Source organism: Escherichia sp. E4930 (assembly GCF_005845405.1).
In the GTDB taxonomy this organism is placed as follows: domain Bacteria; phylum Pseudomonadota; class Gammaproteobacteria; order Enterobacterales; family Enterobacteriaceae; genus Escherichia.
In genome coordinates this window covers 80,906-105,327 of the sequence record NZ_VCDZ01000017.1, presented here as the reverse complement: position 1 = coordinate 105,327, position 24,422 = coordinate 80,906, and the positions used below count along the sequence as shown (strand labels likewise).

Annotated in this window: 22 protein-coding genes; 16 read left to right on the top strand and 6 right to left on the bottom strand. The window is 51.4% G+C overall.

All coding sequences use genetic code 11. The features are described from left to right. Positions 1-209: 209 nt before the first annotated feature. The 7 genes from mreB to tldD all read left to right on the top strand — a co-directional run bounded on the left by mreB (position 210) and on the right by tldD (position 10,501). A complete protein-coding gene (gene mreB, locus FFT88_RS18590; protein ID WP_000913396.1) occupies positions 210-1,253 on the top strand; it encodes a rod shape-determining protein MreB in 1,044 nt (347 codons plus the stop codon). A gap of 65 nt (positions 1,254-1,318) precedes the next feature. Beyond that, a complete protein-coding gene (mreC, locus tag FFT88_RS18585) occupies positions 1,319-2,389 on the top strand; it encodes a rod shape-determining protein MreC (protein ID WP_130204516.1) in 1,071 nt (356 codons plus the stop codon). Further along, positions 2,389-2,877 carry a rod shape-determining protein MreD gene (gene mreD / locus FFT88_RS18580; protein ID WP_130204518.1) on the top strand — a complete coding sequence of 163 codons (489 nt, stop codon included), beginning with the start codon at positions 2,389-2,391 and terminating at the stop codon, positions 2,875-2,877. The genes mreC and mreD overlap by 1 nt, the downstream gene beginning before the upstream one ends. Positions 2,878-2,888: 11 nt before the next feature. Continuing rightward, positions 2,889-3,482 (top strand): nucleoside triphosphate pyrophosphatase YhdE, encoded by a 594-nt coding sequence (yhdE, locus tag FFT88_RS18575; protein WP_135403615.1) that lies wholly within the window; start codon positions 2,889-2,891, stop codon positions 3,480-3,482. Further along, the gene (gene rng / locus FFT88_RS18570) at positions 3,472-4,941 is read left to right on the top strand and encodes a ribonuclease G (protein ID WP_000123197.1); all 1,470 of its coding nucleotides are present in this window, start codon (positions 3,472-3,474) and stop codon (positions 4,939-4,941) included. The genes yhdE and rng overlap by 11 nt, the downstream gene beginning before the upstream one ends. Positions 4,942-5,007: 66 nt before the next feature. Next, positions 5,008-8,808, top strand: coding sequence for an AsmA2 domain-containing protein YhdP (gene yhdP / locus FFT88_RS18565; RefSeq protein ID WP_135403614.1), 3,801 nt, complete (start codon positions 5,008-5,010; stop codon positions 8,806-8,808). Between the two features lie 247 nt (positions 8,809-9,055). Then, positions 9,056-10,501 carry a metalloprotease TldD gene (gene tldD / locus FFT88_RS18560; protein WP_130204524.1) on the top strand — a complete coding sequence of 482 codons (1,446 nt, stop codon included), beginning with the start codon at positions 9,056-9,058 and terminating at the stop codon, positions 10,499-10,501. Positions 10,502-10,580: 79 nt separating this feature from the next. Here the strand turns inward: tldD and aaeR are convergent, their stop codons facing one another. Further along, the gene (gene aaeR / locus FFT88_RS18555; protein WP_000440317.1) at positions 10,581-11,510 is read right to left on the bottom strand and encodes an HTH-type transcriptional activator AaeR; all 930 of its coding nucleotides are present in this window, start codon (positions 11,508-11,510) and stop codon (positions 10,581-10,583) included. A 182-nt stretch (positions 11,511-11,692) separates the two neighbouring features. On the opposite strand from aaeR, the gene aaeX reads away from it, so the two are divergent. The 4 genes from aaeX (at position 11,693) to FFT88_RS18535 (ending at position 15,333) form a co-directional block, all read left to right on the top strand. After that, the gene (gene aaeX, locus FFT88_RS18550; RefSeq protein WP_000051841.1) at positions 11,693-11,896 is read left to right on the top strand and encodes a p-hydroxybenzoic acid efflux pump operon protein AaeX; all 204 of its coding nucleotides are present in this window, start codon (positions 11,693-11,695) and stop codon (positions 11,894-11,896) included. A gap of 7 nt (positions 11,897-11,903) precedes the next feature. Continuing rightward, positions 11,904-12,836 (top strand): p-hydroxybenzoic acid efflux pump subunit AaeA, encoded by a 933-nt coding sequence (aaeA, locus tag FFT88_RS18545; RefSeq protein WP_130223742.1) that lies wholly within the window; start codon positions 11,904-11,906, stop codon positions 12,834-12,836. Positions 12,837-12,841: 5 nt separating this feature from the next. Beyond that, positions 12,842-14,809, top strand: a complete 1,968-nt coding sequence (aaeB, locus tag FFT88_RS18540; protein WP_130259118.1) for a p-hydroxybenzoic acid efflux pump subunit AaeB — start codon at positions 12,842-12,844, stop codon at positions 14,807-14,809. Positions 14,810-15,060: 251 nt separating this feature from the next. Continuing rightward, positions 15,061-15,333 carry a barstar family protein gene (locus FFT88_RS18535; protein WP_001028998.1) on the top strand — a complete coding sequence of 91 codons (273 nt, stop codon included), beginning with the start codon at positions 15,061-15,063 and terminating at the stop codon, positions 15,331-15,333. Between the two features lie 56 nt (positions 15,334-15,389). Here FFT88_RS18535 and yhcN read toward each other — a convergent pair whose 3' ends face one another. Further along, positions 15,390-15,653, bottom strand: coding sequence for a peroxide/acid stress response protein YhcN (yhcN, locus tag FFT88_RS18530; RefSeq protein ID WP_000695690.1), 264 nt, complete (start codon positions 15,651-15,653; stop codon positions 15,390-15,392). 365 nt (positions 15,654-16,018) lie between these two features. Then, positions 16,019-16,489 carry a transcriptional regulator ArgR gene (gene argR, locus FFT88_RS18525; protein WP_064529494.1) on the bottom strand — a complete coding sequence of 157 codons (471 nt, stop codon included), beginning with the start codon at positions 16,487-16,489 and terminating at the stop codon, positions 16,019-16,021. Between the two features lie 434 nt (positions 16,490-16,923). Here argR and mdh point away from each other — a divergent pair, with 434 nt between their 5' ends. Then, complete coding sequence (mdh, locus tag FFT88_RS18520) at positions 16,924-17,862, top strand: malate dehydrogenase (RefSeq protein WP_064529495.1); 939 nt, start codon at positions 16,924-16,926, stop codon at positions 17,860-17,862. Positions 17,863-17,924: 62 nt separating this feature from the next. Here the strand turns inward: mdh and degS are convergent, their stop codons facing one another. The 3 genes from degS to zapG form a co-directional block, all read right to left on the bottom strand. Beyond that, positions 17,925-18,992, bottom strand: a complete 1,068-nt coding sequence (gene degS, locus FFT88_RS18515) for an outer membrane-stress sensor serine endopeptidase DegS (RefSeq protein WP_135403613.1) — start codon at positions 18,990-18,992, stop codon at positions 17,925-17,927. An 89-nt stretch (positions 18,993-19,081) separates the two neighbouring features. Then, positions 19,082-20,449 carry a serine endoprotease DegQ gene (gene degQ, locus FFT88_RS18510; protein ID WP_130219168.1) on the bottom strand — a complete coding sequence of 456 codons (1,368 nt, stop codon included), beginning with the start codon at positions 20,447-20,449 and terminating at the stop codon, positions 19,082-19,084. A gap of 154 nt (positions 20,450-20,603) precedes the next feature. After that, positions 20,604-21,002 carry a Z-ring associated protein ZapG gene (zapG, locus tag FFT88_RS18505; RefSeq protein WP_010345273.1) on the bottom strand — a complete coding sequence of 133 codons (399 nt, stop codon included), beginning with the start codon at positions 21,000-21,002 and terminating at the stop codon, positions 20,604-20,606. Positions 21,003-21,195: 193 nt separating this feature from the next. Between zapG and zapE the strand changes: the two genes are divergently transcribed. The 4 genes from zapE (at position 21,196) to FFT88_RS18485 (ending at position 24,330) form a co-directional block, all read left to right on the top strand. Then, a complete protein-coding gene (zapE, locus tag FFT88_RS18500) occupies positions 21,196-22,323 on the top strand; it encodes a cell division protein ZapE (RefSeq protein ID WP_135403612.1) in 1,128 nt (375 codons plus the stop codon). 219 nt (positions 22,324-22,542) lie between these two features. Next, on the top strand, positions 22,543-22,971 hold the full coding sequence (gene rplM, locus FFT88_RS18495) for a 50S ribosomal protein L13 (protein ID WP_000847559.1): 429 nt from the start codon (positions 22,543-22,545) through the stop codon (positions 22,969-22,971). A gap of 15 nt (positions 22,972-22,986) precedes the next feature. After that, a complete protein-coding gene (gene rpsI / locus FFT88_RS18490) occupies positions 22,987-23,379 on the top strand; it encodes a 30S ribosomal protein S9 (protein ID WP_000829818.1) in 393 nt (130 codons plus the stop codon). A gap of 156 nt (positions 23,380-23,535) precedes the next feature. After that, the gene (locus tag FFT88_RS18485) at positions 23,536-24,330 is read left to right on the top strand and encodes a DUF695 domain-containing protein (protein ID WP_130223748.1); all 795 of its coding nucleotides are present in this window, start codon (positions 23,536-23,538) and stop codon (positions 24,328-24,330) included. The last annotated feature ends 92 nt before the right edge of the window (positions 24,331-24,422 follow it).

Below are 24,422 nucleotides of genomic sequence, written 5' to 3'. Positions count from 1 at the left end.
TGAATGACCTTACGCAGTTGCAAACAGGCGAGGAATGCTGTTGACGCATTTAGCCTTATCTGGACTCAGGCAGAGATTTGTAACAAAGGAAACGAACTGCACTAATTTTCACCGTAGCAGATGATTTTTGCGCCTTGTCGCTGCTGCGTGTGGTTGGTAAAGTAAGCGGATTTTCTTTTCCGCCCCAGCTTTCAGGATTATCCCTTAGTATGTTGAAAAAATTTCGTGGCATGTTTTCCAATGACTTGTCCATTGACTTGGGTACTGCGAATACCCTCATTTATGTAAAAGGACAAGGCATCGTATTGAATGAGCCTTCCGTTGTGGCCATTCGTCAGGATCGTGCCGGTTCACCAAAAAGCGTGGCTGCAGTTGGTCATGACGCGAAGCAGATGCTGGGCCGTACGCCGGGCAATATTGCTGCTATTCGCCCAATGAAAGATGGCGTAATCGCTGACTTCTTCGTGACTGAAAAAATGCTCCAGCACTTCATTAAGCAAGTGCACAGCAACAGCTTTATGCGCCCAAGCCCGCGCGTTCTGGTCTGTGTGCCGGTTGGCGCAACCCAGGTTGAACGCCGCGCAATTCGTGAATCCGCGCAGGGCGCTGGCGCCCGTGAAGTGTTCCTGATTGAAGAGCCGATGGCCGCGGCAATTGGCGCCGGTCTGCCGGTTTCTGAAGCGACCGGTTCCATGGTGGTTGATATCGGCGGTGGTACTACTGAAGTTGCCGTAATCTCGCTGAATGGCGTGGTTTACTCCTCTTCTGTACGCATCGGCGGTGACCGCTTCGACGAAGCCATTATCAACTATGTTCGTCGTAACTACGGTTCCTTGATCGGTGAAGCGACAGCAGAGCGTATTAAACACGAAATCGGTTCGGCTTATCCGGGCGATGAAGTGCGTGAAATTGAAGTTCGTGGTCGTAACCTGGCTGAAGGCGTTCCACGCGGCTTTACGCTGAACTCCAACGAAATCCTCGAAGCGCTACAAGAGCCGCTGACCGGCATCGTTAGCGCAGTGATGGTTGCGCTGGAACAGTGTCCGCCGGAACTGGCTTCCGACATCTCTGAGCGCGGAATGGTGCTCACTGGCGGTGGCGCATTGCTGCGTAACCTTGACCGTTTATTAATGGAAGAAACCGGCATTCCAGTCGTTGTTGCTGAAGATCCGCTGACCTGTGTGGCGCGCGGTGGCGGCAAGGCGCTGGAAATGATCGACATGCACGGCGGCGACCTGTTCAGCGAAGAGTAATCGGATGCAGGCAGGGGAAGCGTTTGTTTATCCTGCCTGGTCTGATACGAGAATACGCATAACTTATGAAGCCAATTTTTAGCCGTGGCCCGTCGCTACAGATTCGCCTTATTCTGGCGGTGCTGGTGGCGCTCGGCATTATTATTGCCGACAGCCGCCTGGGGACTTTCAGTCAAATCCGTACCTATATGGATACCGCTGTCAGTCCTTTCTACTTTATTTCCAATGCTCCTCGTGAATTGCTGGATGGCGTATCGCAGACGCTGGCCTCGCGTGACCAACTAGAACTTGAAAACCGGGCGTTACGTCAGGAGTTGCTGCTGAAAAACAGCGATCTGCTGATGTTGGGACAATATAAACAGGAGAACGCGCGCTTGCGTGAGCTTCTGGGTTCTCCATTGCGTCAGGACGAGCAGAAGATGGTGACCCAGGTTATCTCTACTGTTAACGATCCGTACAGCGATCAGGTTGTTATTGACAAAGGTAGTGTCAACGGTGTTTACGAAGGCCAGCCAGTCATTAGCGATAAAGGCGTGGTCGGCCAGGTGGTGGCGGTCGCAAAACTGACCAGCCGCGTACTGCTGATCTGCGACGCGACCCATGCGCTGCCGATTCAGGTGCTGCGTAATGATATCCGCGTTATCGCGGCGGGTAATGGCTGTACTGATGATTTACAGCTTGAGCACCTGCCAGCGAATACTGATATTCGTGTTGGTGATGTATTGGTGACTTCAGGTCTGGGCGGTCGTTTCCCGGAAGGTTATCCGGTGGCGGTTGTCTCTTCCGTGAAACTCGATACCCAGCGCGCATATACCGTGATTCAGGCGCGTCCGACTGCGGGACTGCAACGTTTACGTTATCTGCTTCTGTTGTGGGGGGCGGATCGTAACGGGGCCAACCCGATGACGCCGGAAGAGGTGCATCGCGTTGCTAATGAACGCCTGATGCAAATGATGCCGCAGGTGTTGCCTTCGCCAGATGCAATGGGGCCAAAACTGCCTGAACCGGCAACGGGAATTACCCAGCCAAGCCCGCAGCAACCTGCAACAGGTACTGCCGCTGACCGCTCTCCACAAAGGGCTACGCCGCCGCAGAGTGGTACTCAACCACCTGCGCGTACGCCAGGAGGGCAATAGTGGCGAGCTATCGTAGCCAGGGGCGCTGGGTTATCTGGCTCTCTTTCCTCATTGCGTTATTACTGCAAATTATGCCCTGGCCGGATAATCTTATCGTTTTCCGGCCTAACTGGGTTTTGCTCATCTTATTGTATTGGAGCCTCGCCTTGCCCCATCGCGTAAATGTGGGCACAGGTTTTGTGATGGGTGCCATACTGGATCTGATCAGTGGCTCCACGCTCGGTGTACGGGCGTTATCGATGAGTATCATTGCTTATCTGGTCGCGCTGAAATTCCAGCTTTTCCGTAATCTGGCATTGTGGCAGCAGGCGCTGGTCGTCATGTTGCTTTCGTTGGTTGTGGATATTATTGTTTTCTGGGCAGAGTTTTTAGTGATCAACGTCTCTTTCAGACCGGAAGTGTTCTGGAGTAGTGTTGTCAATGGCGTGCTCTGGCCGTGGATTTTCATGCTGATGCGCAAAATTCGTCAGCAGTTTGCGGTGCAATAATAAAGGTTTCTATGACTTCTCTGTATTTAGCTTCCGGTTCTCCGCGTCGGCAGGAGTTACTTGCGCAACTTGGCGTTTCCTTCGAACGTATCGTTACGGGCATTGAGGAGCAACGCTTTCCGCAGGAGAGCGCGCAGCAATACGTTGTGCGTCTGGCGCGCGAGAAGGCTCAGGCGGGCGTCGCGCAAACGGCGCAGGATCTCCCTGTGTTGGGTGCGGATACCATTGTGATTCTGAACGGCGAAGTACTGGAGAAACCGCGTGATGCAGATCATGCGGTGCAGATGTTGCGCAAATTATCGGGACAGACCCATCAGGTAATGACGGCAGTGGCGTTGGCCGACAGTCAGCACATTCTCGATTGCCTGGTGGTCACCGATGTGACTTTCAGAACGTTAACAGATGAAGATATCGCGGGCTATGTCGCCAGCGGTGAACCGTTAGATAAAGCAGGTGCATACGGTATTCAGGGGCTTGGTGGTTGTTTTGTCAGGAAGATAAATGGCAGCTATCACGCCGTAGTCGGCTTACCGCTGGTTGAAACGTGTGAATTATTGAGTAATTTTAACGCACTGCGTGAGAAAAGGGATAAACATGACGGCTGAATTGTTGGTAAACGTAACGCCTTCGGAAACACGAGTGGCGTATATTGATGGCGGTATTCTGCAGGAAATTCATATTGAACGTGAGGCGCGGCGCGGAATAGTAGGCAATATCTACAAGGGTCGTGTAAGTCGCGTACTTCCGGGTATGCAGGCGGCTTTTGTAGATATTGGGCTGGATAAAGCTGCGTTTCTACACGCTTCTGACATCATGCCGCACACCGAATGTGTGGCGGGTGAAGAACAAAAGCAGTTCACGGTGCGCGACATTTCGGAACTGGTCCGTCAGGGGCAAGATCTGATGGTACAGGTGGTGAAAGATCCGCTTGGTACCAAAGGCGCGCGCCTGACCACGGATATCACGCTGCCATCTCGCTATCTGGTGTTTATGCCAGGAGCGTCTCATGTTGGGGTTTCCCAACGTATCGAAAGTGAATCCGAACGTGAACGCCTGAAAAAAGTGGTCGCCGAGTATTGCGACGAGCAGGGCGGATTTATCATCCGTACCGCGGCAGAAGGTGTAGGCGAAGCTGAACTAGCCTCCGATGCCGCTTATCTGAAGCGTGTCTGGACCAAAGTCATGGAGCGTAAAAAGCGCCCACAGACGCGTTATCAACTGTACGGTGAACTGGCGCTGGCGCAGCGTGTGCTGCGTGATTTTGCCGATGCCGAGCTGGACCGCATTCGCGTTGATTCACGGCTGACTTACGAAGCATTACTTGAGTTCACTTCTGAGTACATTCCGGAAATGACCAGCAAGCTGGAGCATTACACGGGGCGCCAGCCGATTTTCGATCTCTTTGACGTCGAAAACGAGATTCAGCGGGCGCTGGAACGCAAAGTTGAGTTGAAGTCTGGCGGTTATCTGATTATCGACCAGACCGAAGCGATGACCACCGTGGACATCAATACCGGGGCGTTTGTCGGTCATCGCAATCTGGACGACACCATCTTCAATACCAATATTGAGGCGACGCAGGCCATTGCTCGCCAGTTACGGTTGCGTAACCTGGGCGGAATTATCATTATTGATTTCATCGACATGAATAATGAAGATCACCGTCGTCGGGTACTGCATTCGCTGGAGCAGGCGTTGAGCAAAGACCGGGTGAAAACCAGCGTTAACGGCTTCTCTGCGCTGGGGCTGGTGGAAATGACGCGTAAACGCACCCGCGAAAGCATTGAACATGTATTGTGTAACGAATGCCCAACTTGCCACGGTCGCGGAACGGTGAAAACCGTGGAAACCGTGTGCTATGAAATCATGCGCGAGATTGTTCGCGTGCACCATGCTTACGACTCTGACCGTTTTCTGGTCTATGCTTCTCCGGCAGTTGCCGAGGCCTTGAAAGGCGAAGAGTCGCACTCGCTGGCGGAAGTGGAAATTTTTGTGGGTAAGCAGGTTAAAGTACAAATCGAACCGCTCTACAACCAGGAGCAGTTTGACGTCGTCATGATGTAAACAAATGCTGGGCCGCCATCCGGCAATGTTTTTTGAGTCACATTTTTAGCAGACAAGGAGTGACGGGTGAGGCGATTGCCGGGGATTTTACTGCTTACTGGAGCCGCGCTCGTTGTGATCGCTGCGCTGCTGGTCAGCGGCCTGCGTATTGCTTTGCCGCATCTTGATGCCTGGCGTCCAGAAATCCTCAATAAAATTGAATCTGCTACCGGCATGCCGGTAGAAGCCCGCCAGCTTTCCGCCAGCTGGCAGAATTTTGGCCCCACGCTTGAAGCGCGCGACATTCGCGCGGAGCTGAAAGATGGCGGTGAGTTTTCTGTCAAACGCGTCACTCTGGCGCTGGATGTCTGGCAGAGCCTGCTGCATATGCGCTGGCAGTTTCGCGATCTGACTTTCTGGCAACTGCGTTTCCGCACCAATACCCCCATCACCAGCGGTGGTGGTAATGATGGTCTGGAAGCCAGCCACATCAGCGACCTGTTTCTTCGTCAGTTTGATCACTTCGATCTTCGCGACAGCGAAGTCAGTTTCCTCACGCCATCCGGTCAGCGCGCCGAACTGGCGATCCCGCAACTCACCTGGCTTAACAATCCGCGCCGACACCGTGCGGAAGGTCAGGTAAGTCTCTCCAGCCTCACCGGGCAGCACGGCGTGATGCAAGTTCGCATGGATTTGCGTGATGACGAAGGGCTGTTAAGCAACGGTCGCGTCTGGCTACAGGCTGATGATATTGACCTGAAGCCGTGGCTGGGTAAATGGATGCAGGACAACATTGCGCTGGAAACGGCGCAGTTCTCCCTCGAAGGCTGGATGACGATCGACAAAGGCGATGTAACTGGCGGTGACGTCTGGCTGAAACAGGGCGGTGCCAGCTGGTTGGGCGAGAAGCAAACGCATTCACTGGCGGTAGATAATCTCACCGCACACATTACGCGTGAACATCCCGGCTGGCAGTTTTCTATTCCTGATACCCGCATCACGATGGATGGCAAACGCTGGCCGAGTGGGGCATTGACGCTGGCCTGGATACCGGAACAGGATGTTGGCGGCAAAGACAATAAACGCAGTGACGAACTGCGGATTCGCGCCAGCAATCTGGAACTGGCGGGGCTGGAAGGTATTCGTCCGCTGGCAGCAAAACTTTCACCTGCGCTGGGCGACATCTGGCGGTCTACGCAACCGAGCGGCAAGATCAACACCCTGGCGCTGGATATCCCGCTTCAGGCAGCAGACAAGACTCGCTTTCAGGCATCGTGGAGCGATCTGGCCTGGAAGCAATGGAAATTACTGCCGGGCGCGGAACATTTCTCCGGGACGCTTTCCGGTAGTGTAGAAAATGGTTTACTGACCGCGTCCATGAAACAGGCGAAAATGCCTTACGAAACAGTTTTCCGCGCACCGCTGGAAATTGCTGACGGTAAGGCGACCCTAAGCTGGCTGAATAACGACAAAGGTTTCCAGCTTGATGGCCGCAACATAGATGTTAAAGCCAAAGCCGTCCATGCACGCGGCGGTTTCCGCTACCTGCAACCGACTAATGATGAACCCTGGCTGGGAATTCTGGCGGGTATCAGTACCGATGATGGTTCACAAGCGTGGCGCTATTTCCCAGAAAATCTGATGGGGAAAGAGTTAGTCGATTACTTAAGTGGCGCAATTCAGGGCGGTGAAGCGGATAACGCGACGCTGGTTTATGGCGGCAATCCGCAACTCTTCCCCTATAAACACAACGAAGGTCAGTTTGAGGTGCTGGTGCCGCTGCGTAACGCGAAGTTTGCCTTCCAGCCGGACTGGCCTGCGTTAACTAACCTCGATATTGAACTGGACTTCATAAACGACGGTTTATGGATGAAAACCGATGGCGTCAATCTGGGCGGCGTGCGCGCGAGTAATCTCACCGCAGTGATCCCTGACTACTCGAAAGAAAAATTGCTGATTGATGCTGACATTAAAGGTCCGGGCAAAGCTGTTGGTCCTTACTTTGATGAGACGCCGCTGAAAGACTCTCTGGGAGCAACCCTGCAAGAACTCCAGCTCGACGGCGATGTGAATGCTCGCTTACATCTCGATATCCCACTGAACGGCGAACTGGTTACAGCGAAAGGCGAAGTGACGCTGCGTAATAACAGTCTGTTTATCAAACCACTTGATAGCACACTGAAAAATTTGAGCGGCAAATTCAGCTTTATCAATGGCGATCTGCAAAGCGAACCACTGACAGCAAGCTGGTTTAATCAGCCACTGAACGTGGATTTTTCCACCAAAGAAGGGGCGAAAGCCTACCAGGTCGCGGTGAATCTCAACGGTAACTGGCAGCCAGCGAAAACTGACGTTCTGCCTGAAGCGGTGAATGAAGCGTTAAGCGGCAGCGTGGCGTGGAATGGTAAAGTGGGCATTGAGCTGCCTTATCATGCTGGCGCGAGCTATAACGTAGAACTGAACGGCGATCTGAAGAATGTGAGCAGTCACTTACCTTCGCCGTTAGCCAAACCCGCTGGCGAATCGCTGCCGGTTAACATCAAGGTCGATGGCAACCTCAATAGCTTTGAATTAACCGGACAGGCCGGCGCGGATAACCATTTCAACAGCCGCTGGTTGCTCGGTCAAAAGCTGACGCTCGATCGCGCTATTTGGGCGGCAGACAGTAAAACGCTTCCGCCGTTACCGGAACAAAGCGGTGTTGAGTTAAATATGCCACCGATGGATGGTGCCGAGTGGCTGGCGCTTTTCCAGAAAGGCGCGACGGATAAAGTCGGTAGTGCGGTGAGTTTTCCCCAGCACATTACGTTGCGTACGCCAGCGTTGTCGTTGGGAAATCAGCAATGGAATAACCTGAGTATTGTTTCGCAACCGATGGCAAATGGCACTCAGGTCGAGGCGCAAGGACGTGAAATCAACGCTACGCTGGCAATGCGCAATAACGCGCCGTGGCTGGCGACGATTAAATATCTCTATTACAACCCCAGCGTGGCGAAAACCAGTGGTGACTCCACGCCGTCGTCACCTTTCCCAACTACGGCGCGCATTAGCTTCCGTGGTTGGCCGAATGCGCAAATACGTTGCGCAGAGTGCTGGTTCTGGGGGCAAAAATTCGGTCGCATCGACAGCGATATCACCATTTCTGGCGATACGTTAACGCTGGCTAATGGACTGATTGATACCGGTTTCTCGCGGCTTACTGCCGAGGGTGAATGGGTTAACAATCCGGGGAATGAACGTACCTCGCTGAAAGGAAAATTACGCGGGCAGAAAATTGATGCCGCTGCTGAATTTTTTGGTGTCACGACGCCAATACGCCAGTCGTCATTTAATGTGGATTACGATTTACACTGGCGGAAAGCGCCGTGGCAGCCGGATGAGGCAACGTTGAATGGCATCATCCATACTCAACTGGGCAAAGGTGAAATTACCGACATCAGCACCGGACATGCCGGGCAATTGCTGCGCTTATTGAGCGTCGATGCTCTGATGCGTAAGCTGCGCTTTGATTTCAGGGATACCTTTGGCGAAGGTTTCTATTTTGACTCCATTCGCAGCACGGCGTGGATTAAAGACGGTGTTATGCACACTGATGACACGCTGGTGGATGGCCTGGAAGCGGATATCGCCATGAAAGGGTCGGTAAATCTGGTACGCCGCGATCTGAATATGGAGGCGGTTGTCGCACCAGAAATTTCCGCGACGGTGGGTGTGGCTGCGGCCTTTGCGGTTAACCCCATTGTCGGTGCGGCGGTGTTTGCTGCCAGTAAAGTGCTGGGGCCGCTGTGGAGCAAAGTCTCCATTTTGCGCTACCACATTTCTGGTCCGCTGGACGCTCCGCAAATCAACGAAGTATTGCGCCAACCGCGTAAAGAAAAAGCGCAATGATTTGACGATGGCGTGTAATTGCCCCAATCTCATTAGATAATCGTTGCCAAAGGCCAACGAGCCTGAACATAACCGTAGGCCGGATAAGGCGTTCACGCCGCATCCGACAGCCGTTGCCTGATGCGACGCTGTGCGTCTTATCAGGCCTACAAACCGGAACATAACCGTAGGTCGGATAAGGCGTTTACGCCGCATCCGGCAGCCGTAAAAAATCCTCTACCGAAGTAACTAACGAGTAACAAAAACGATGAGTCTGAACCTGGTAAGTGAACAATTGCTAGCGGCGAACGGCCTGAAACATCAGGATTTGTTCGCGATTCTCGGTCAACTGGCCGAACGTCGCCTCGATTACGGCGATCTCTATTTTCAGTCGAGCTATCACGAATCCTGGGTTTTAGAAGATCGCATTATCAAAGATGGTTCTTACAACATCGATCAGGGCGTTGGCGTGCGTGCAGTCAGCGGTGAAAAAACCGGTTTTGCTTACGCCGACCAAATCAGCCTGCTGGCCCTGGAACAGAGCGCACAAGCGGCGCGTACCATTGTCCGTGACAGTGGCGATGGCAAAGTACAGACGTTGGGCGCGGTAGAGCATAGCCCGCTGTATACCTCGCTTGATCCGCTGCAAAGCATGAGTCGCGAGGAGAAACTGGATATTTTACGTCGCGTCGATAAAGTTGCCCGTGAGGCCGACAAACGCGTACAGGAAGTGACTGCCAGCCTCAGTGGCGTCTATGAATTAATTCTGGTTGCGGCCACCGACGGCACCCTGGCGGCAGATGTGCGTCCACTGGTGCGCCTCTCAGTAAGCGTTCTGGTCGAAGAAGATGGTAAACGCGAACGCGGTGCCAGCGGCGGCGGCGGTCGTTTTGGTTATGAATTTTTCCTTGCCGATCTCGACGGTGAAGTCCGTGCGGATGCATGGGCGAAAGAAGCAGTGCGTATGGCGCTGGTCAATCTTTCTGCCGTTGCCGCGCCTGCGGGCACCATGCCGGTAGTACTTGGCGCAGGTTGGCCGGGCGTGCTGTTACATGAAGCGGTAGGTCACGGTCTGGAAGGCGACTTCAACCGCCGTGGCACTTCGGTCTTTAGTGGCCAGGTCGGCGAGCTGGTAGCATCTGAACTGTGTACGGTAGTGGATGATGGCACGATGGTTGATCGCCGTGGTTCGGTGGCGATTGATGACGAAGGTACGCCGGGTCAGTACAACGTGCTGATTGAAAATGGGATCCTGAAAGGTTACATGCAGGATAAACTCAACGCTCGCTTAATGGGTATGGCACCGACCGGTAATGGTCGTCGTGAATCCTATGCTCACCTGCCCATGCCGCGTATGACCAACACCTACATGCTGCCGGGTAAATCGACGCCGCAGGAAATCATTGAATCCGTCGAGTATGGCATCTATGCGCCGAACTTCGGCGGCGGTCAGGTGGATATCACCTCCGGCAAATTTGTCTTCTCCACCTCAGAAGCGTATCTGATTGAAAACGGCAAAGTGACGAAACCGGTGAAAGGCGCAACGCTGATTGGTTCCGGTATCGAAACCATGCAGCAAATTTCGATGGTGGGCAACGACCTGAAACTGGATAACGGCGTGGGTGTCTGTGGTAAAGAAGGGCAGAGCTTGCCAGTTGGCGTGGGCCAGCCGACGCTTAAAGTCGACAACCTGACCGTTGGCGGTACCGCGTAATCTATCCAGGCCGGTAAGCGTCGCATCAGGCATTGGTTGCCGGATGCGGCGTAAACGCCTTATCCGGCACGCACATGAATTACTTCTCTTTCCCGCGCCCGTGCATCTCCTGAAACAACTTACCGACCTCGACAAAATAATCCGTCAGTGAGTTGATCACGACCTGCACCTTCAGTGGCAGCTTATCTTTTTCGGTATACAGTGCATAAACTGGGCGTGGATCCGACTGATAACGCGGCAGCAGGATCTCCAGCTCCCCACGATTGATCTCATTGATCACCCACATCAGCGGTACATACGCGATCCCAGCGCCTGCCGTTAACCAGCGCACCAGCGTCATTGGATCGTTAGTGACAAACCGTCCTTGTGGGATGAGGCGAGTCGAGATCCCTTCTGGCGCGATCAGTTCAAATTCATTGTCCGGACGCACGCTGTACTCAAGCCATGAATGGCTACTTAGATCGGCGGGTTTTTCCGGTATGCCATACTGTGTGAGATAGCTTTTAGCGGCGCACACCACCATCGGCATCGCTCCCAGACGGCGGGAAAACAGGCTGGAATCCTGCAACGCGCCGACGCGGATCACGACATCCAGACCGTCGGCAATCAGGTCGGGTGCAGGAATTCCGGTAACCAGATTGACGCTTAAACCAGGGTACTCTTTCAACATTTTTGCCGTCAGCCCAGCGAGAACATTTTGAGCCATAGTTGAAGAACAGCCAATGCGCAGCGTCCCGATAGGCGTGTTATTGAAGGCATACAGTTGCTCATGGACATCCTGCACTTCATGGAGCATCCGACGGCAGCCCTGGTAGTAAATTCTACCTGCTTCGGTCAGGCCAATGCTGCGTGTGCTGCGGTTTAACAACTTTACCTGCAACTCATCTTCCAGTTTAGACACCGTCTGACTGATGGATGAAACGCTCATTTGAAGCTGTCTGGCGGCGGCGGTAAACGAACCAAATTCAACTACTTTGGCGAAAACCGACATGCGTTTTAGTCGTTCCATTATTCACTCTGACTTAAAAGTGATTTAGATCACATAATATAGATAACAGCATAACAGTTACGCTAATATATTAAATATCAATCTACAGCAATGTTGCTCTCGCCCGGCTTTCTATGCCCTTCTCTGCGGCGACAGATGCTGAAAATAATAACACCTGCTCTCTCTATACAACCAAGGTCAACATGAGTCTGTTTCCCGTTATCGTGGTGTTTGGGCTGTCCTTCCCACCGATATTTTTCGAATTGCTTTTATCACTGGCGATTTTCTGGCTGGTGCGCCGGGTCCTTGTGCCAACAGGTATCTACGACTTCGTCTGGCATCCGGCGCTGTTCAACACCGCGCTCTATTGCTGTTTGTTTTATTTGATATCGCGACTGTTCGTTTGAGGTTGAAGTGAAAACACTAATAAGAAAATTCTCCCGTACGGCCATCACGGTCGTATTAGTCATTCTGGCCTTCATCGCAATTTTTAATGCCTGGGTCTATTACACCGAATCTCCGTGGACGCGTGACGCGCGCTTTAGCGCCGATGTGGTCGCGATTGCGCCGGATGTCTCCGGACTCATCACCCAAGTGAATGTTCATGATAACCAGCTGGTGAAAAAAGGACAGGTACTGTTCACCATCGACCAGCCACGCTACCAAAAGGCCCTCGAAGAAGCGGAAGCTGATGTTGCCTATTATCAGGTACTGGCGCAGGAAAAACGCCAGGAAGCTGGACGTCGCAACCGTCTCGGCATACAGGCGATGTCTCGCGAAGAGATAGACCAGGCCAATAACGTGCTGCAAACGGTCCTGCATCAGTTAGCGAAAGCTCAGGCAACCCGCGATCTGGCAAAACTGGATCTTGAACGTACCGTGATCCGCGCGCCAGCAGATGGCTGGGTGACCAACCTCAACGTCTATACCGGTGAATTTATTACGCGTGGTTCCACGGCTGTAGCGTTGGTGAAACAGAACTCCTTCTATGTGCTGGCCTATATGGAAGAAACCAAGCTGGAAGGGGTACGTTCTGGGTATCGCGCAGAAATCACGCCGCTTGGTAGCAATAAAGTGCTGAAAGGGACTGTCGATAGTGTTGCCGCTGGAGTCACTAACGCCAGCAGTACGCGTGACGACAAAGGGATGGCGACCATCGATTCCAACCTTGAATGGGTGCGTCTGGCGCAACGTGTCCCGGTACGTATTCGTCTCGACAACCAGCAAGATAACATCTGGCCTGCGGGGACTACCGCTACTGTGGTGGTTACGGGTAAACAAGATCGCGATGAAAGCCAGGATTCGTTCTTCCGTAAAATGGCCCATCGCCTGCGTGAGTTTGGTTAATCACGATGGGTATTTTCTCCATTGCTAACCAACATATTCGCTTCGCGGTAAAACTGGCGACCGCCATTGTGCTGGCGCTGTTTGTTGGCTTTCATTTTCAGCTTGAAACACCACGCTGGGCTGTTCTGACTGCGGCGATTGTTGCCGCCGGTCCTGCCTTTGCCGCCGGTGGCGAACCGTACTCTGGCGCCATCCGCTATCGCGGTTTTTTACGCATCATCGGTACATTTATCGGTTGTATTGCCGGGTTGGTGATCATTATTGCGATGATCCGTGCGCCATTGTTGATGATTCTGGTGTGCTGTATCTGGGCCGGTTTTTGTACCTGGCTCTCCTCGCTGGTACGAGTAGAGAACTCCTATGCGTGGGGGCTTGCCGGTTATACAGCGCTGATCATTGTGATCACCATTCAGCCAGAACCGCTGCTGACGCCGCAGTTTGCCGTTGAACGTTGTAGTGAAATCGTCATTGGTATTGTGTGTGCTATTGTGGCGGATCTGCTCTTTTCTCCACGATCGATCAAACAAGAAGTGGATCGAGAGCTGGAAAGTTTGCTGGTGGCGCAATATCAACTAATGCAATTATGCATCAAACATGGTGATGGCGAGATTGTTGATAAGGCCTGGGGCGACCTGGTTCGCCGCACCACGGCGCTGCAAGGGATGCGTAGCAATCTGAACATGGAATCTTCCCGCTGGGCGCGTGCCAATCGGCGTTTAAAAGCGATCAACACGCTGTCGCTGACGCTGGTAACCCAGTCCTGCGAAACTTATCTCATTCAGAACTCGCGCCCGGAGTTGATCACTGATACCTTCCGCGAATTTTTTGACACGCCGGTAGAAACTGCGCAGGACGTCCATAAGCAGCTAAAACGCCTGCGGCGGGTGATTGCCTGGACCGGGGAACGTGAAACACCCATCACTATTTATAGCTGGGTTGCGGCGGCAACGCGTTATCAGTTGCTCAAGCGAGGCGTTATCAGTAACACCAAAATTAACGCCACTGAAGAAGAGATCCTGCAAGGCGAGCCGGAAGTAAAAGTAGAATCCGCCGAGCGTCATCATGCAATGGTCAACTTCTGGCGTACCACGCTGTCCTGCATGCTGGGGACTTTGTTCTGGCTGTGGACCGGATGGACCTCCGGCAGTGGCGCAATGGTGATGATTGCCGTCGTAACGTCGCTGGCAATGCGTTTACCTAATCCACGCATGGTGGCGATCGACTTTATCTACGGCACGGTAGCGGCGCTACCGTTAGGACTGCTCTATTTTTTGGTGATTATCCCCAATACCCAACAGAGTATGTTGCTGCTGTGCCTTAGCCTGGCGGTGCTGGGATTCTTCCTTGGTATTGAAGTGCAGAAACGGCGGTTGGGATCGATGGGCGCGCTGGCCAGTACGATTAATATTATCGTGTTGGATAACCCGATGACCTTTCAGTTCAGTCAGTTTCTCGATAGCGCGTTGGGGCAAATCGTGGGCTGTGTGCTGGCGTTCATCGTCATTCTACTGGTGCGGGATAAATCGCGCGACAGGACAGGACGCGTGCTGCTTAATCAGTTTGTTTCTGCCGCTGTTTCCGCGATGACCACCAATGTCGCCCGGCGTAAAGAGAACCATCTGCCAGCGCTTTATCAGCAGTTGTTTTTGCTGATGAATAAATTTCCCGGCGATTTGCCGAAGTTTCGCCTGGCGTTAACGATGATTATCGCTCACCAGCGATTGCGTGATGCGCCGATACCCGTGAACGATGATTTATCGGCATTTCACCGACAAATGCGCCGTACAGCGGACCACGTGATTTCTGCCCGCAGCGATGACAAACGCCGTCGTTACTTCGGTCAGTTGCTGGAAGAACTGGATATCTACCAGGAAAAACTACGCATCTGGCAAGCGCCGCCGCAGGTCACGGAACCGGTGCATCGGCTTACCGGTATGCTGCATAAATACCAGCACGCGCTAACCGATAATTAAATCAAAGCCGACGCCAAAAGGTGTCGGTTGAGATTGCTGACATACTCCAAATTGTCTGATGCGCTACGCTTATCAGGCCTATATTGAATTTGCCCCCCTGGTAGGCCGAATAAGGCGTTCACGCCGCATCCGGCATGAACAAAGTGCACTTTGTCAGTAATCAGAAACCGATGCCAAAAGCGTCGGTTTTTTCATGTCTATACTTAGCGATGAACGGCAGAACTCGCCGCGAAACGTGACGGTGGCAACAGATGAATATCTATAGCTTTGATTTTGATGAGATTGAGAGTCAGGAGGACTTTTATCGCGACTTTCGCCAAACCTTTGGTCTGGCGAAAGATAAAGTGCGCGATCTCGACTCACTGTGGGATGTATTAATGAACGATGTTCTGCCGCTACCGCTGGAGATCGAATTTGTTCATCTGGGAGAAAAAACGCGTCGGCGTTTTGGCGCGTTAATATTGCTGTTTGATGAGGCGGAGGAAGAGCTGGAAGGGCATTTGCGTTTCAATGTTCGTCACTAGCGCAAAAAAAAAGCCCCCAAACCGGGGGCAATGTCGTCGGACAAGACGATGAGGGTTTATTTGTACAGTTCAGCTGTGGCGTGCCAGGTATCGCCGCTACGCGCTTCGGTAATCTGGTAAGCAGTCGCGCCTTTCTCTTCCGCTTTTTTGTTCAGCATTTCACGCATATCCATTGGAGAAGATGCTACACCGCTGACGGACACGGTGCCGATGGCTTCACGGTTTTGAGCTTGTGCAGCATCAATGGAATCGGCAGCGAAAGCACCGAAAGAGAGAACAGAGAGCACACTTAATGCAGCAACAGTGGTTTTGATTTTCATGATTTTTACCTCGACATAATCTTTTAGCTGGGCCTTTGTTTCGTGACCCATATCACAAAATTAAGTATACACTAATTATTGAGCTAATTAATACCACGCTAACTGTTTCTATTGAGGGAGAATTGTTAAAAAGATTAATTTTTATAACAAAAGTGAATTAAAAATACGGGCGTTTAGTAAAAATGACATTTATTTCAATAAGATATGTGTTTTTGCAAAATGTGCGTTTTTTTCTCTGTGTATTCGTTGTGTGAATGTTTTGTCGCTATAAAACGCACTATTCGTTAAATGAATGGCAGGGGAAAGCAGGGCGATGAATGGAGAATGCATTATTTTCCCCGCCGCCAGAAGCGACGGGGCAGAGATTAAAGCTCCTGGTCGAACAGCTCTAAAATCGCTTCGTACAGGTCTTTGACGGTGAAACCTTTAGCAGGGGTGGTAAAGATGGTGTCATCACCTGCGATGGTACCAAGAATACCTTCTGCTTTGCCCAGAGAGTCCAGCAGACGCGCAATCAACTGCGCCGCGCCAGGACTGGTATGTATTACAACAACAGCGTCGTTGTAGTCGATATCCAGCACCAGATTCTTCAACGGACTGGAGGTGGTTGGTACGCCCAGTTCAGCTGGCAGGCAGTAAACCATTTCCATCTTTGCATTGCGGGTACGTACAGCACCAAATTTGGTCAACATCCGCGAGACTTTAGACTGATTAATATTGTCAAAGCCTTGCTCCTGCAATGCGGCGACGATTTCGCCCTGGGAGCTAAATTTCTCTTCTTTAAGTAACGCTTTAAACGCTTTAACTAATTCTTCTTGCTTAGACGAGCTTCGCATAAGTCACCCGATATGGTGGTTGATACAACATTATTGTGCATACAGATGAATTTTTATGCAAACAGTCTGCCCTGGAGAAGGCTGAAATAATGTTATGAAAGAGCGGGATTTTATCAAATTTCGTGATTGAGAAACATGCCTGCGTCACGGCGCGCAAATTCTGCTTAAAAGTAAATTAATTGTTATCAAATTGATGTTGTTTTGGCTGAACGGTAGGGTATATTGTCACCACCTGTTGGAATGTTGCTCTGATGCATAAGCGGCTGTTAATTACGTAAGTTAGGTTCCTGATTACGTCAATTAAATGCATAAACGCCAAATTTGCGTGACTACACATTCTTGAGAAGTGGTCATTGTAAACTGTTAATTTGTGGATTAAGGTCGCGGCAGCGGAGCAACATATCTTAGTTTATCAATATAATAAGGAGTTTAGGATGAAAGTCGCAGTCCTCGGCGCTGCTGGCGGTATTGGCCAGGCGCTTGCATTACTGTTAAAAACCCAACTGCCTTCAGGTTCAGAACTCTCCCTGTATGATATCGCTCCAGTCACTCCCGGTGTGGCCGTCGACCTGAGCCATATCCCTACTGCTGTGAAAATCAAAGGTTTTTCTGGTGAAGATGCGACCCCTGCGCTGGAAGGCGCTGATGTGGTTCTAATCTCCGCAGGTGTAGCGCGTAAACCAGGGATGGATCGTTCCGACCTGTTTAACGTTAACGCCGGTATCGTGAAGAATCTGGTACAGCAAATTGCGACAACCTGCCCGAAAGCGTGCATCGGTATCATTACAAACCCGGTAAACACCACGGTAGCAATCGCTGCGGAAGTGCTGAAGAAAGCGGGTGTGTATGACAAGAACAAACTGTTTGGCGTCACCACGCTGGATATCATTCGTTCTAATACGTTTGTCGCTGAACTGAAAGGCAAACAGCCGGGCGAAGTTGAAGTTCCGGTTATTGGCGGTCACTCTGGCGTTACCATTCTGCCGCTGCTGTCTCAAGTTCCTGGCGTAAGCTTTACCGAGCAGGAAGTTGCTGATCTGACAAAACGTATCCAGAACGCGGGTACGGAAGTGGTTGAAGCGAAAGCCGGTGGCGGGTCTGCAACCCTGTCCATGGGCCAGGCAGCTGCACGCTTCGGCCTGTCTCTGGTTCGTGCGCTGCAAGGCGAAAAAGGTGTCGTTGAATGTGCCTACGTTGAAGGTGACGGCCAGTATGCTCGTTTCTTCTCTCAACCGCTTCTGCTGGGTAAAAATGGCGTAGAAGAGCGTAAATCCATCGGTACTCTGAGCGCATTTGAACAGAACGCGCTGGAAGGAATGCTGGATACGCTGAAGAAAGATATCGCCCTGGGCGAAGAGTTCGTTAATAAGTAATTGATTAACGAATAATAAAAAACCGGAGCAACGCCTCCGGTTTTTTGTTTTGAGCGCACGACTTAATTGGTCGCTGGATATTCCTGAATAGTGACCTGCAATGTCAGTTTTTTATCGTCACGCATCACCACCACCGGAATCACCGAACCTGGTCGAATTTCTGCCACTTGATCCATTGTCTCCAGAGCGGAGATTGCAGGTTTGTTGTCCACCGAGATAATCAGATCGTTGACCTGGATACCGGCATTAGCCGCCGGGCCATCAGGTGACACTTCATTAACCACAATCCCTTGCAGTTGATCGATACCACCACCTTGCGCGTGTAATGGTGCGATTTCGCGGCCGCCAATACCGATATAGCCACGAATAACACGTCCATCGCGGATTAGCTTATCCATAATTTTGGTTGCCAACTGGAAGGGAATGGCAAAACCGATGCCTTCTGGAGTTTCGCCATCGTTACTCTTATCAAACGACAGTGTGTTGATGCCCATCAGTTCGCCCAGCGAGTTCACCAGTGCACCGCCGGAGTTGCCGTGGTTAATGGATGCATCGGTTTGCAGAAAGTTTTGCCGCCCGGTCGGGTTCAGGCCGATGCGACCCGTGGCGCTGATAATCCCCTGGGTAATGGTTTGCCCGAGGTTGTACGGGTTACCGATCGCCAGCACTACATCGCCAATGTGCGGTATGCGACGAGAATTGATTGGAATGGTGGGTAAACCGCCAGTGGCATTAATTTTGAGCACCGCCAGATCGGTCAGTGAATCAGAGCCAACCAGCAACGCTTCAAAAACACGACCATCCTGTAAGGCGACGATGATCTGATCGGCGTCGTTGATTACATGTTTATTGGTAATGATATAACCACGTTGATCCATGATCACACCTGACCCTAGCGTACGGATCTCAAGCTGGTTGTGTGAGGATGTGTTCAAACCACGGTTATAGACATTTACCACAGCTGGCGCGGCGCGGCGGACCGCCAGATTATAACTGGCAGGCGTCTCGTCGGTACTGTCGAATTGCGGTGTGGAAAGCGGGTTAATGCTGCGCAGTGAAGGCATGGCAACCAGCAAAATCGCACCGACAATTAATCCAATCGCAACGGATCGTAAGAGCTTCACAAACATGATGGAGGTGTCATTAAAAAAGGGAACGGCAGCAGCATATCACGAGTTAACCGGACATCACACGTCAGCCTGATGCCCGGTTTATGACATTAACGCATTAGCAGGTAAATGCTCTCATTACCGCGCATGATTTGCAGGGCAATAATAGCCGGTTTGGTTGCCAGTACTTTGCGCATCTCAGCAATCGAGTTCACCCGATTGCGGTTCACGCCAATAATTACATCATCTTTCTGTAAACCTGCCTGAGCGGCGGGGCTGTCTTTGACAACTTCGTCGATCTTAATGCCTTTTCCGCCATCTTTTAGCTGACTGTCACTCAACGTTGCGCCTTCCAGCGCCGGTGTAATCATCTCTGCACTGGCTGAAGAAGATGTGCTGGTATCAAGCGTCACTTCCACTTCCTGCGGCTTGCCGTTACGTAACAGACCAAGCTTCACTTTAGTACCAGGTTCAGTGGTGGCGATGCGGGAACGCAACTCGGCGAAGCTATTGAGCGGTTTGCCGTTGAGACTGGTAATAATATCGCCTGCTTTCACGCCCGCTTTCGCCGAGCCAGAACCAGGCAGTACTTCACTGACAAACGCGCCACGTTGCACATCTAAATTAAACGCTTTGGCGATATCGGCACTCATCTCGGTACCTTTAATGCCTAACAGACCGCGTTTAATTTCACCAAAGTCGATAAGTTGCTGCGCCAGGGTACGCGCCATATTGCTGGGGATAGCAAAGCCAATCCCGACGCTACCGCCGCCAGGGGCAAGAATTGCGGTGTTAATACCAATCAACTCGCCGTTAAGGTTTAACAGCGCACCGCCGGAGTTACCCCGGTTAATGGATGCATCGGTCTGGATAAAGTTTTCCAGACCTTCGAGATTTAACCCGCTGCGACCTAATGCAGAAACAATGCCTGAAGTCGCGGTTTGCCCAAGGCCAAATGGGTTACCGACCGCGACGGCAAAATCACCGACGCGCAGTTTGTCGGAGTCGGCAATGGCGATTTGCGTTAATTTGCTCGGATTCTGAATTTGTAGCAGGGCGATATCGCTCTGGTCATCGCTGCCAATCAACTTCGCATCAAACTCGCGTCCGTCATTGAGCTGAATACTGATTTTCTGTGCCTGATTGATGACGTGATTGTTGGTCAGCACATAACCTTTATTGGCATTGATGATGACACCGGAGCCTAAACCTTCAAAGGGTTGCGCAGGTTGATCCGGTAAATCATCGCCAAAAAATTTTTTGAATTCTTCCGGGATTTTCTGTTCCTGGCTGGCAGTCCCTTCAACTCGCACGCTTACCACCGCGGGAAGCACTTTTTCCAGCATCGGGGCCAGGCTGGGCAATGGCGCCTGACCGGCAACCTGGCCGGGAATCGACGCGACAGCCTGAAACGGCGCCGAGAGAGTTAACCCGACACTTAACGCTAATGCACTCAACAGCTGGGTTTGTTTTTTCATTATTCCTGCTCTCGTACCTGAATGATAAGAAAAAGAGATTCAAAACAGTTTGATGTTATTGAATTTTCAGACGGCTAACAATGAGACACCAGATTAAATGATAGTCGGGGAGGGAGAGAAGAGGAGGGCGCAATGGCTGCGCCCGCAAAATAAATTAGTCGCGCTTTGCGCCAGTGCGCAGCAGGCCAGATGCGCCTTCAGAATAGTCGCGTGGCATCTGCACCGGTGCCTGATCGTTGCTGGCTTCAGACTCAGCCAGACGATTACGGAACGGGTTTGCTTCTGCGGACAGTTCCGGCAGCAGGCTGCTGGAGCTTTTCGCCATGTGTTGATACAACTGGCGATAGTCATGCGCCATGGTATCCAGTAATTCCGCGCTGCGGGCAAAGTGGTTAACCAACTCTTCGCGATACTCGTCCAGTTCAGCTTTATTTTTTTCCAGTTCGTACTGCAACGCCTGTTGCTGGCGTAGTTTACGATTACCAAAACGCATGGCCACAGCACCAATAATGATGCCGACGACTAACCCAATTAGCGCATATTCCCAGGTCATGAACATCTCCCGTTGTCTTTTGTTTCCGTAGGGTGTTGGCTTCAGGCTCCATGCCTGCGGCTGATTATGCCACTATAACCGTTAATTCCACAGAAGTGGAATCCCGACTGCATATCGCGTAGTGTAGAACGGCCTTTTTTTCGTCAACCGTGAACAACGGCACACCGATTATTCAAGGAATAACAAGAACATCATGCAAAGCGTTACCCCGACATCGCAATACCTGAAGGCGCTCAATGAGGGCAGCCATCAACCTGACGACGTACAAAAAGAGGCCGTCAGTCGGCTGGAGATTATCTACCAGGAATTAATCAACAGCACGCAGCCCACTGCAAGGGCGAGTGGGTTAATGGCGCGAGTCGGTAAACTGTGGGGGAAGCGCGAAGAGGCAAGCAGTGCGCCGGTGCGTGGCTTATATATGTGGGGCGGTGTAGGACGCGGGAAAACCTGGCTGATGGACCTTTTCTATCAAAGTTTGCCGGGTGAGCGGAAACAGCGCCTGCACTTTCACCGTTTTATGCTGCGCGTGCATGAAGAACTGACCGCATTACAGGGGCAGACTGACCCGCTGGAAATTATTGCCGATCGCTTCAAAGCAGAAACCGATGTCCTCTGTTTTGATGAATTTTTTGTTTCGGATATTACCGATGCCATGTTGCTTGGCGGTTTAATGAAAGCCCTGTTCGCTCGCGGAATAACGCTGGTCGCAACGTCAAATATTCCACCTGATGAGCTTTATCGTAATGGTCTGCAACGAGCGCGTTTTCTACCGGCTATCGACGCCATTAAACAGTATTGCGATGTAATGAATGTCGATGCAGGCGTCGATTATCGACTACGAACGCTTACCCAGGCGCATTTATGGCTGTCGCCGCTCAATGATGAAACCCGTGCGCAAATGGATAAACTTTGGTTGGTGCTGGCGGGGGCGAAACGCGAAAATTCACCGACGTTAGAAATTAACCATCGACCGCTGGCGACAATGGGCGTTGAGAATCAGACGCTTGCCGTCTCTTTTACCACCTTGTGTGTCGATGCCCGCAGCCAGCATGACTATATAGCACTCTCACGCCTGTTTCACACAGCGATGTTGTTTGATGTGCCAGTCATGACGCGGTTGATGGAGAGCGAAGCACGACGTTTTATTGCGCTGGTGGATGAGTTTTACGAGCGCCATGTCAAATTAGTGGTGAGCGCAGAAGTGCCTTTGTATGAAATTTATCAGGGCGAGCGACTGAAGTTTGAGTTCCAGCGTTGCCTGTCACGTCTACAAGAGATGCAGAGCGAAGAGTATTTGAAGCGCGAGCATTTGGCGGGGTAAAACCTGCCATAAATCACAAAAAGGGGTCGATCTTTGACCCCGACTTCTCTATAATCCTGCGACCCCACGTTACAAGAAAGTTTTTTTTCCCGAAACTTTTTGTGTGCTGGCATAGGCTATTCGAAGGGGTAGGTTTGCCGGACTTTGTCGTGTGAACCTCAACAATTGAAGACGTTTGGGTGTTCACCAACGTGTAACTATTTATTGGGTAAGCTTTTAATGAAAACTTTTACAGCTAAACCAGAAACCGTAAAACGCGACTGGTATGTTGTTGACGCGACCGGTAAAACTCTGGGCCGTCTGGCTACTGAACTGGCTCGTCGCCTGCGCGGTAAGCACAAAGCGGAATACACTCCGCACGTAGATACCGGTGATTACATCATCGTTCTGAACGCTGACAAAGTTGCTGTAACCGGCAACAAGCGTACTGACAAAGTGTACTATCACCACACCGGTCACATCGGTGGTATCAAACAAGCGACCTTTGAAGAGATGATTGCTCGCCGTCCTGAGCGTGTGATTGAAATCGCGGTTAAAGGCATGTTGCCAAAAGGCCCGCTGGGTCGTGCTATGTTCCGTAAACTGAAAGTTTACGCGGGTAACGAGCACAACCACGCGGCACAGCAACCGCAAGTTCTTGACATCTAATCGGGATTATAGGCAATGGCTGAAAATCAATACTACGGCACTGGTCGCCGCAAAAGTTCCGCAGCTCGCGTTTTCATCAAACCGGGCAACGGTAAAATCGTTATCAACCAACGTTCTCTGGAACAGTACTTCGGTCGTGAAACTGCCCGCATGGTAGTTCGTCAGCCGCTGGAACTGGTCGACATGGTTGAGAAACTGGATCTGTACATCACTGTTAAAGGTGGTGGTATCTCTGGTCAGGCTGGTGCGATCCGTCACGGTATCACCCGCGCTCTGATGGAGTACGACGAATCCCTGCGTTCTGAACTGCGTAAAGCTGGCTTCGTTACTCGTGACGCTCGTCAGGTTGAACGTAAGAAAGTCGGTCTGCGTAAAGCACGTCGTCGTCCGCAGTTCTCCAAACGTTAATTGCTTTCTGCTTCGGCAGAATACAATTTGCGAAAAAAACCCGCTTCGGCGGGTTTTTTTATGGCTAAAGTCCGATTCCAGCCTCTTTTCCCTCTCTCTTCAGCATTATTCTCTTTTTAATAGTATTTTCCACGTACTGTAGAAAAGGATATCGCGATGGGATTATTTAATGCATTGTTTAACAAGAAAGAATCTTTAACGTTGTCGAATAAATGGGAGTTCTTTATTACAACAGTGGATGACCATGTCACGGGCATACGTGTTGATATCGGCGCCATTCAGGACGAAAGATTTGATCGACTTAACCACACCTGGTTCTTTCGTGTGCGTTATACCCATTGTTATGAAAACGGTTTACCGCAGCCTGATGAAACACAACGTTTAAATCGTATCGAGGACTGGCTTGAGGAGAGGGGCAAGGCATTACCGATTTGGTTGGTGGGGGTGGTAACACAAGAAGGCTGGCGCGATTTTGTTTTCCAGTCGGAAAAAGAACTGGACTGGGAAAGAACGCTGGATAAATTGCTCGCGGGTGGCCCGGAAGTCTCTTGCAGCTATAGTATGAGTAAAAACGATAACGGAAATTACTATCGCCAGTTCCTGTACCCGTCGAAATATGACTGGAACTGGATACACGATTCCCGCGTATGCCGTGGGCTGCTGGAACATGGTGACGATTTGACTCTTCCACGCACCATTGATTACTACGCGACATTGCCGACAGAAGCTGCTGCACGCGCCTTTGCGGAGGACGTGACGAAATTGCCATATGGCATTACGCTGGTGAGCATTCGGATGAACGACCAACAACCAGGGTATATGGCGTCATTTACGAACACTGATGCTCCTGAACAATGGCATATGACCGAGATTACATGCCAGCTTACCGATTTGGCTGAAAAGCATGGCGGTAGTTTTGATGGCTGGGGCGCACCGATAGCAACGGCGTAAAAGAGGTAAACAACATTTCTGGTGGGGATTAAGTCAAGCATTTCAGACTAAGGAACATCTCTTTTTCCCCATTTCCGGCATCGACTCACCAC

Coding starts and splice junctions, on each gene's coding strand:
- mreB (WP_000913396.1), top strand. CDS start 210: ATGTTGAAAAAATTTCGTGGCATGTTTTCCAATGACTTGTCCATTGAC.
- mreC (WP_130204516.1), top strand. CDS start 1,319: ATGAAGCCAATTTTTAGCCGTGGCCCGTCGCTACAGATTCGCCTTATT.
- yhdE (WP_135403615.1), top strand. CDS start 2,889: ATGACTTCTCTGTATTTAGCTTCCGGTTCTCCGCGTCGGCAGGAGTTA.
- rng (WP_000123197.1), top strand. CDS start 3,472: ATGACGGCTGAATTGTTGGTAAACGTAACGCCTTCGGAAACACGAGTG.
- tldD (WP_130204524.1), top strand. CDS start 9,056: ATGAGTCTGAACCTGGTAAGTGAACAATTGCTAGCGGCGAACGGCCTG.
- aaeR (WP_000440317.1), bottom strand. CDS start 11,510: ATGGAACGACTAAAACGCATGTCGGTTTTCGCCAAAGTAGTTGAATTT.
- aaeX (WP_000051841.1), top strand. CDS start 11,693: ATGAGTCTGTTTCCCGTTATCGTGGTGTTTGGGCTGTCCTTCCCACCG.
- aaeB (WP_130259118.1), top strand. CDS start 12,842: ATGGGTATTTTCTCCATTGCTAACCAACATATTCGCTTCGCGGTAAAA.
- FFT88_RS18535 (WP_001028998.1), top strand. CDS start 15,061: ATGAATATCTATAGCTTTGATTTTGATGAGATTGAGAGTCAGGAGGAC.
- yhcN (WP_000695690.1), bottom strand. CDS start 15,653: ATGAAAATCAAAACCACTGTTGCTGCATTAAGTGTGCTCTCTGTTCTC.
- argR (WP_064529494.1), bottom strand. CDS start 16,489: ATGCGAAGCTCGTCTAAGCAAGAAGAATTAGTTAAAGCGTTTAAAGCG.
- mdh (WP_064529495.1), top strand. CDS start 16,924: ATGAAAGTCGCAGTCCTCGGCGCTGCTGGCGGTATTGGCCAGGCGCTT.
- degS (WP_135403613.1), bottom strand. CDS start 18,992: ATGTTTGTGAAGCTCTTACGATCCGTTGCGATTGGATTAATTGTCGGT.
- degQ (WP_130219168.1), bottom strand. CDS start 20,449: ATGAAAAAACAAACCCAGCTGTTGAGTGCATTAGCGTTAAGTGTCGGG.
- zapG (WP_010345273.1), bottom strand. CDS start 21,002: ATGACCTGGGAATATGCGCTAATTGGGTTAGTCGTCGGCATCATTATT.
- zapE (WP_135403612.1), top strand. CDS start 21,196: ATGCAAAGCGTTACCCCGACATCGCAATACCTGAAGGCGCTCAATGAG.
- rplM (WP_000847559.1), top strand. CDS start 22,543: ATGAAAACTTTTACAGCTAAACCAGAAACCGTAAAACGCGACTGGTAT.
- rpsI (WP_000829818.1), top strand. CDS start 22,987: ATGGCTGAAAATCAATACTACGGCACTGGTCGCCGCAAAAGTTCCGCA.
- FFT88_RS18485 (WP_130223748.1), top strand. CDS start 23,536: ATGGGATTATTTAATGCATTGTTTAACAAGAAAGAATCTTTAACGTTG.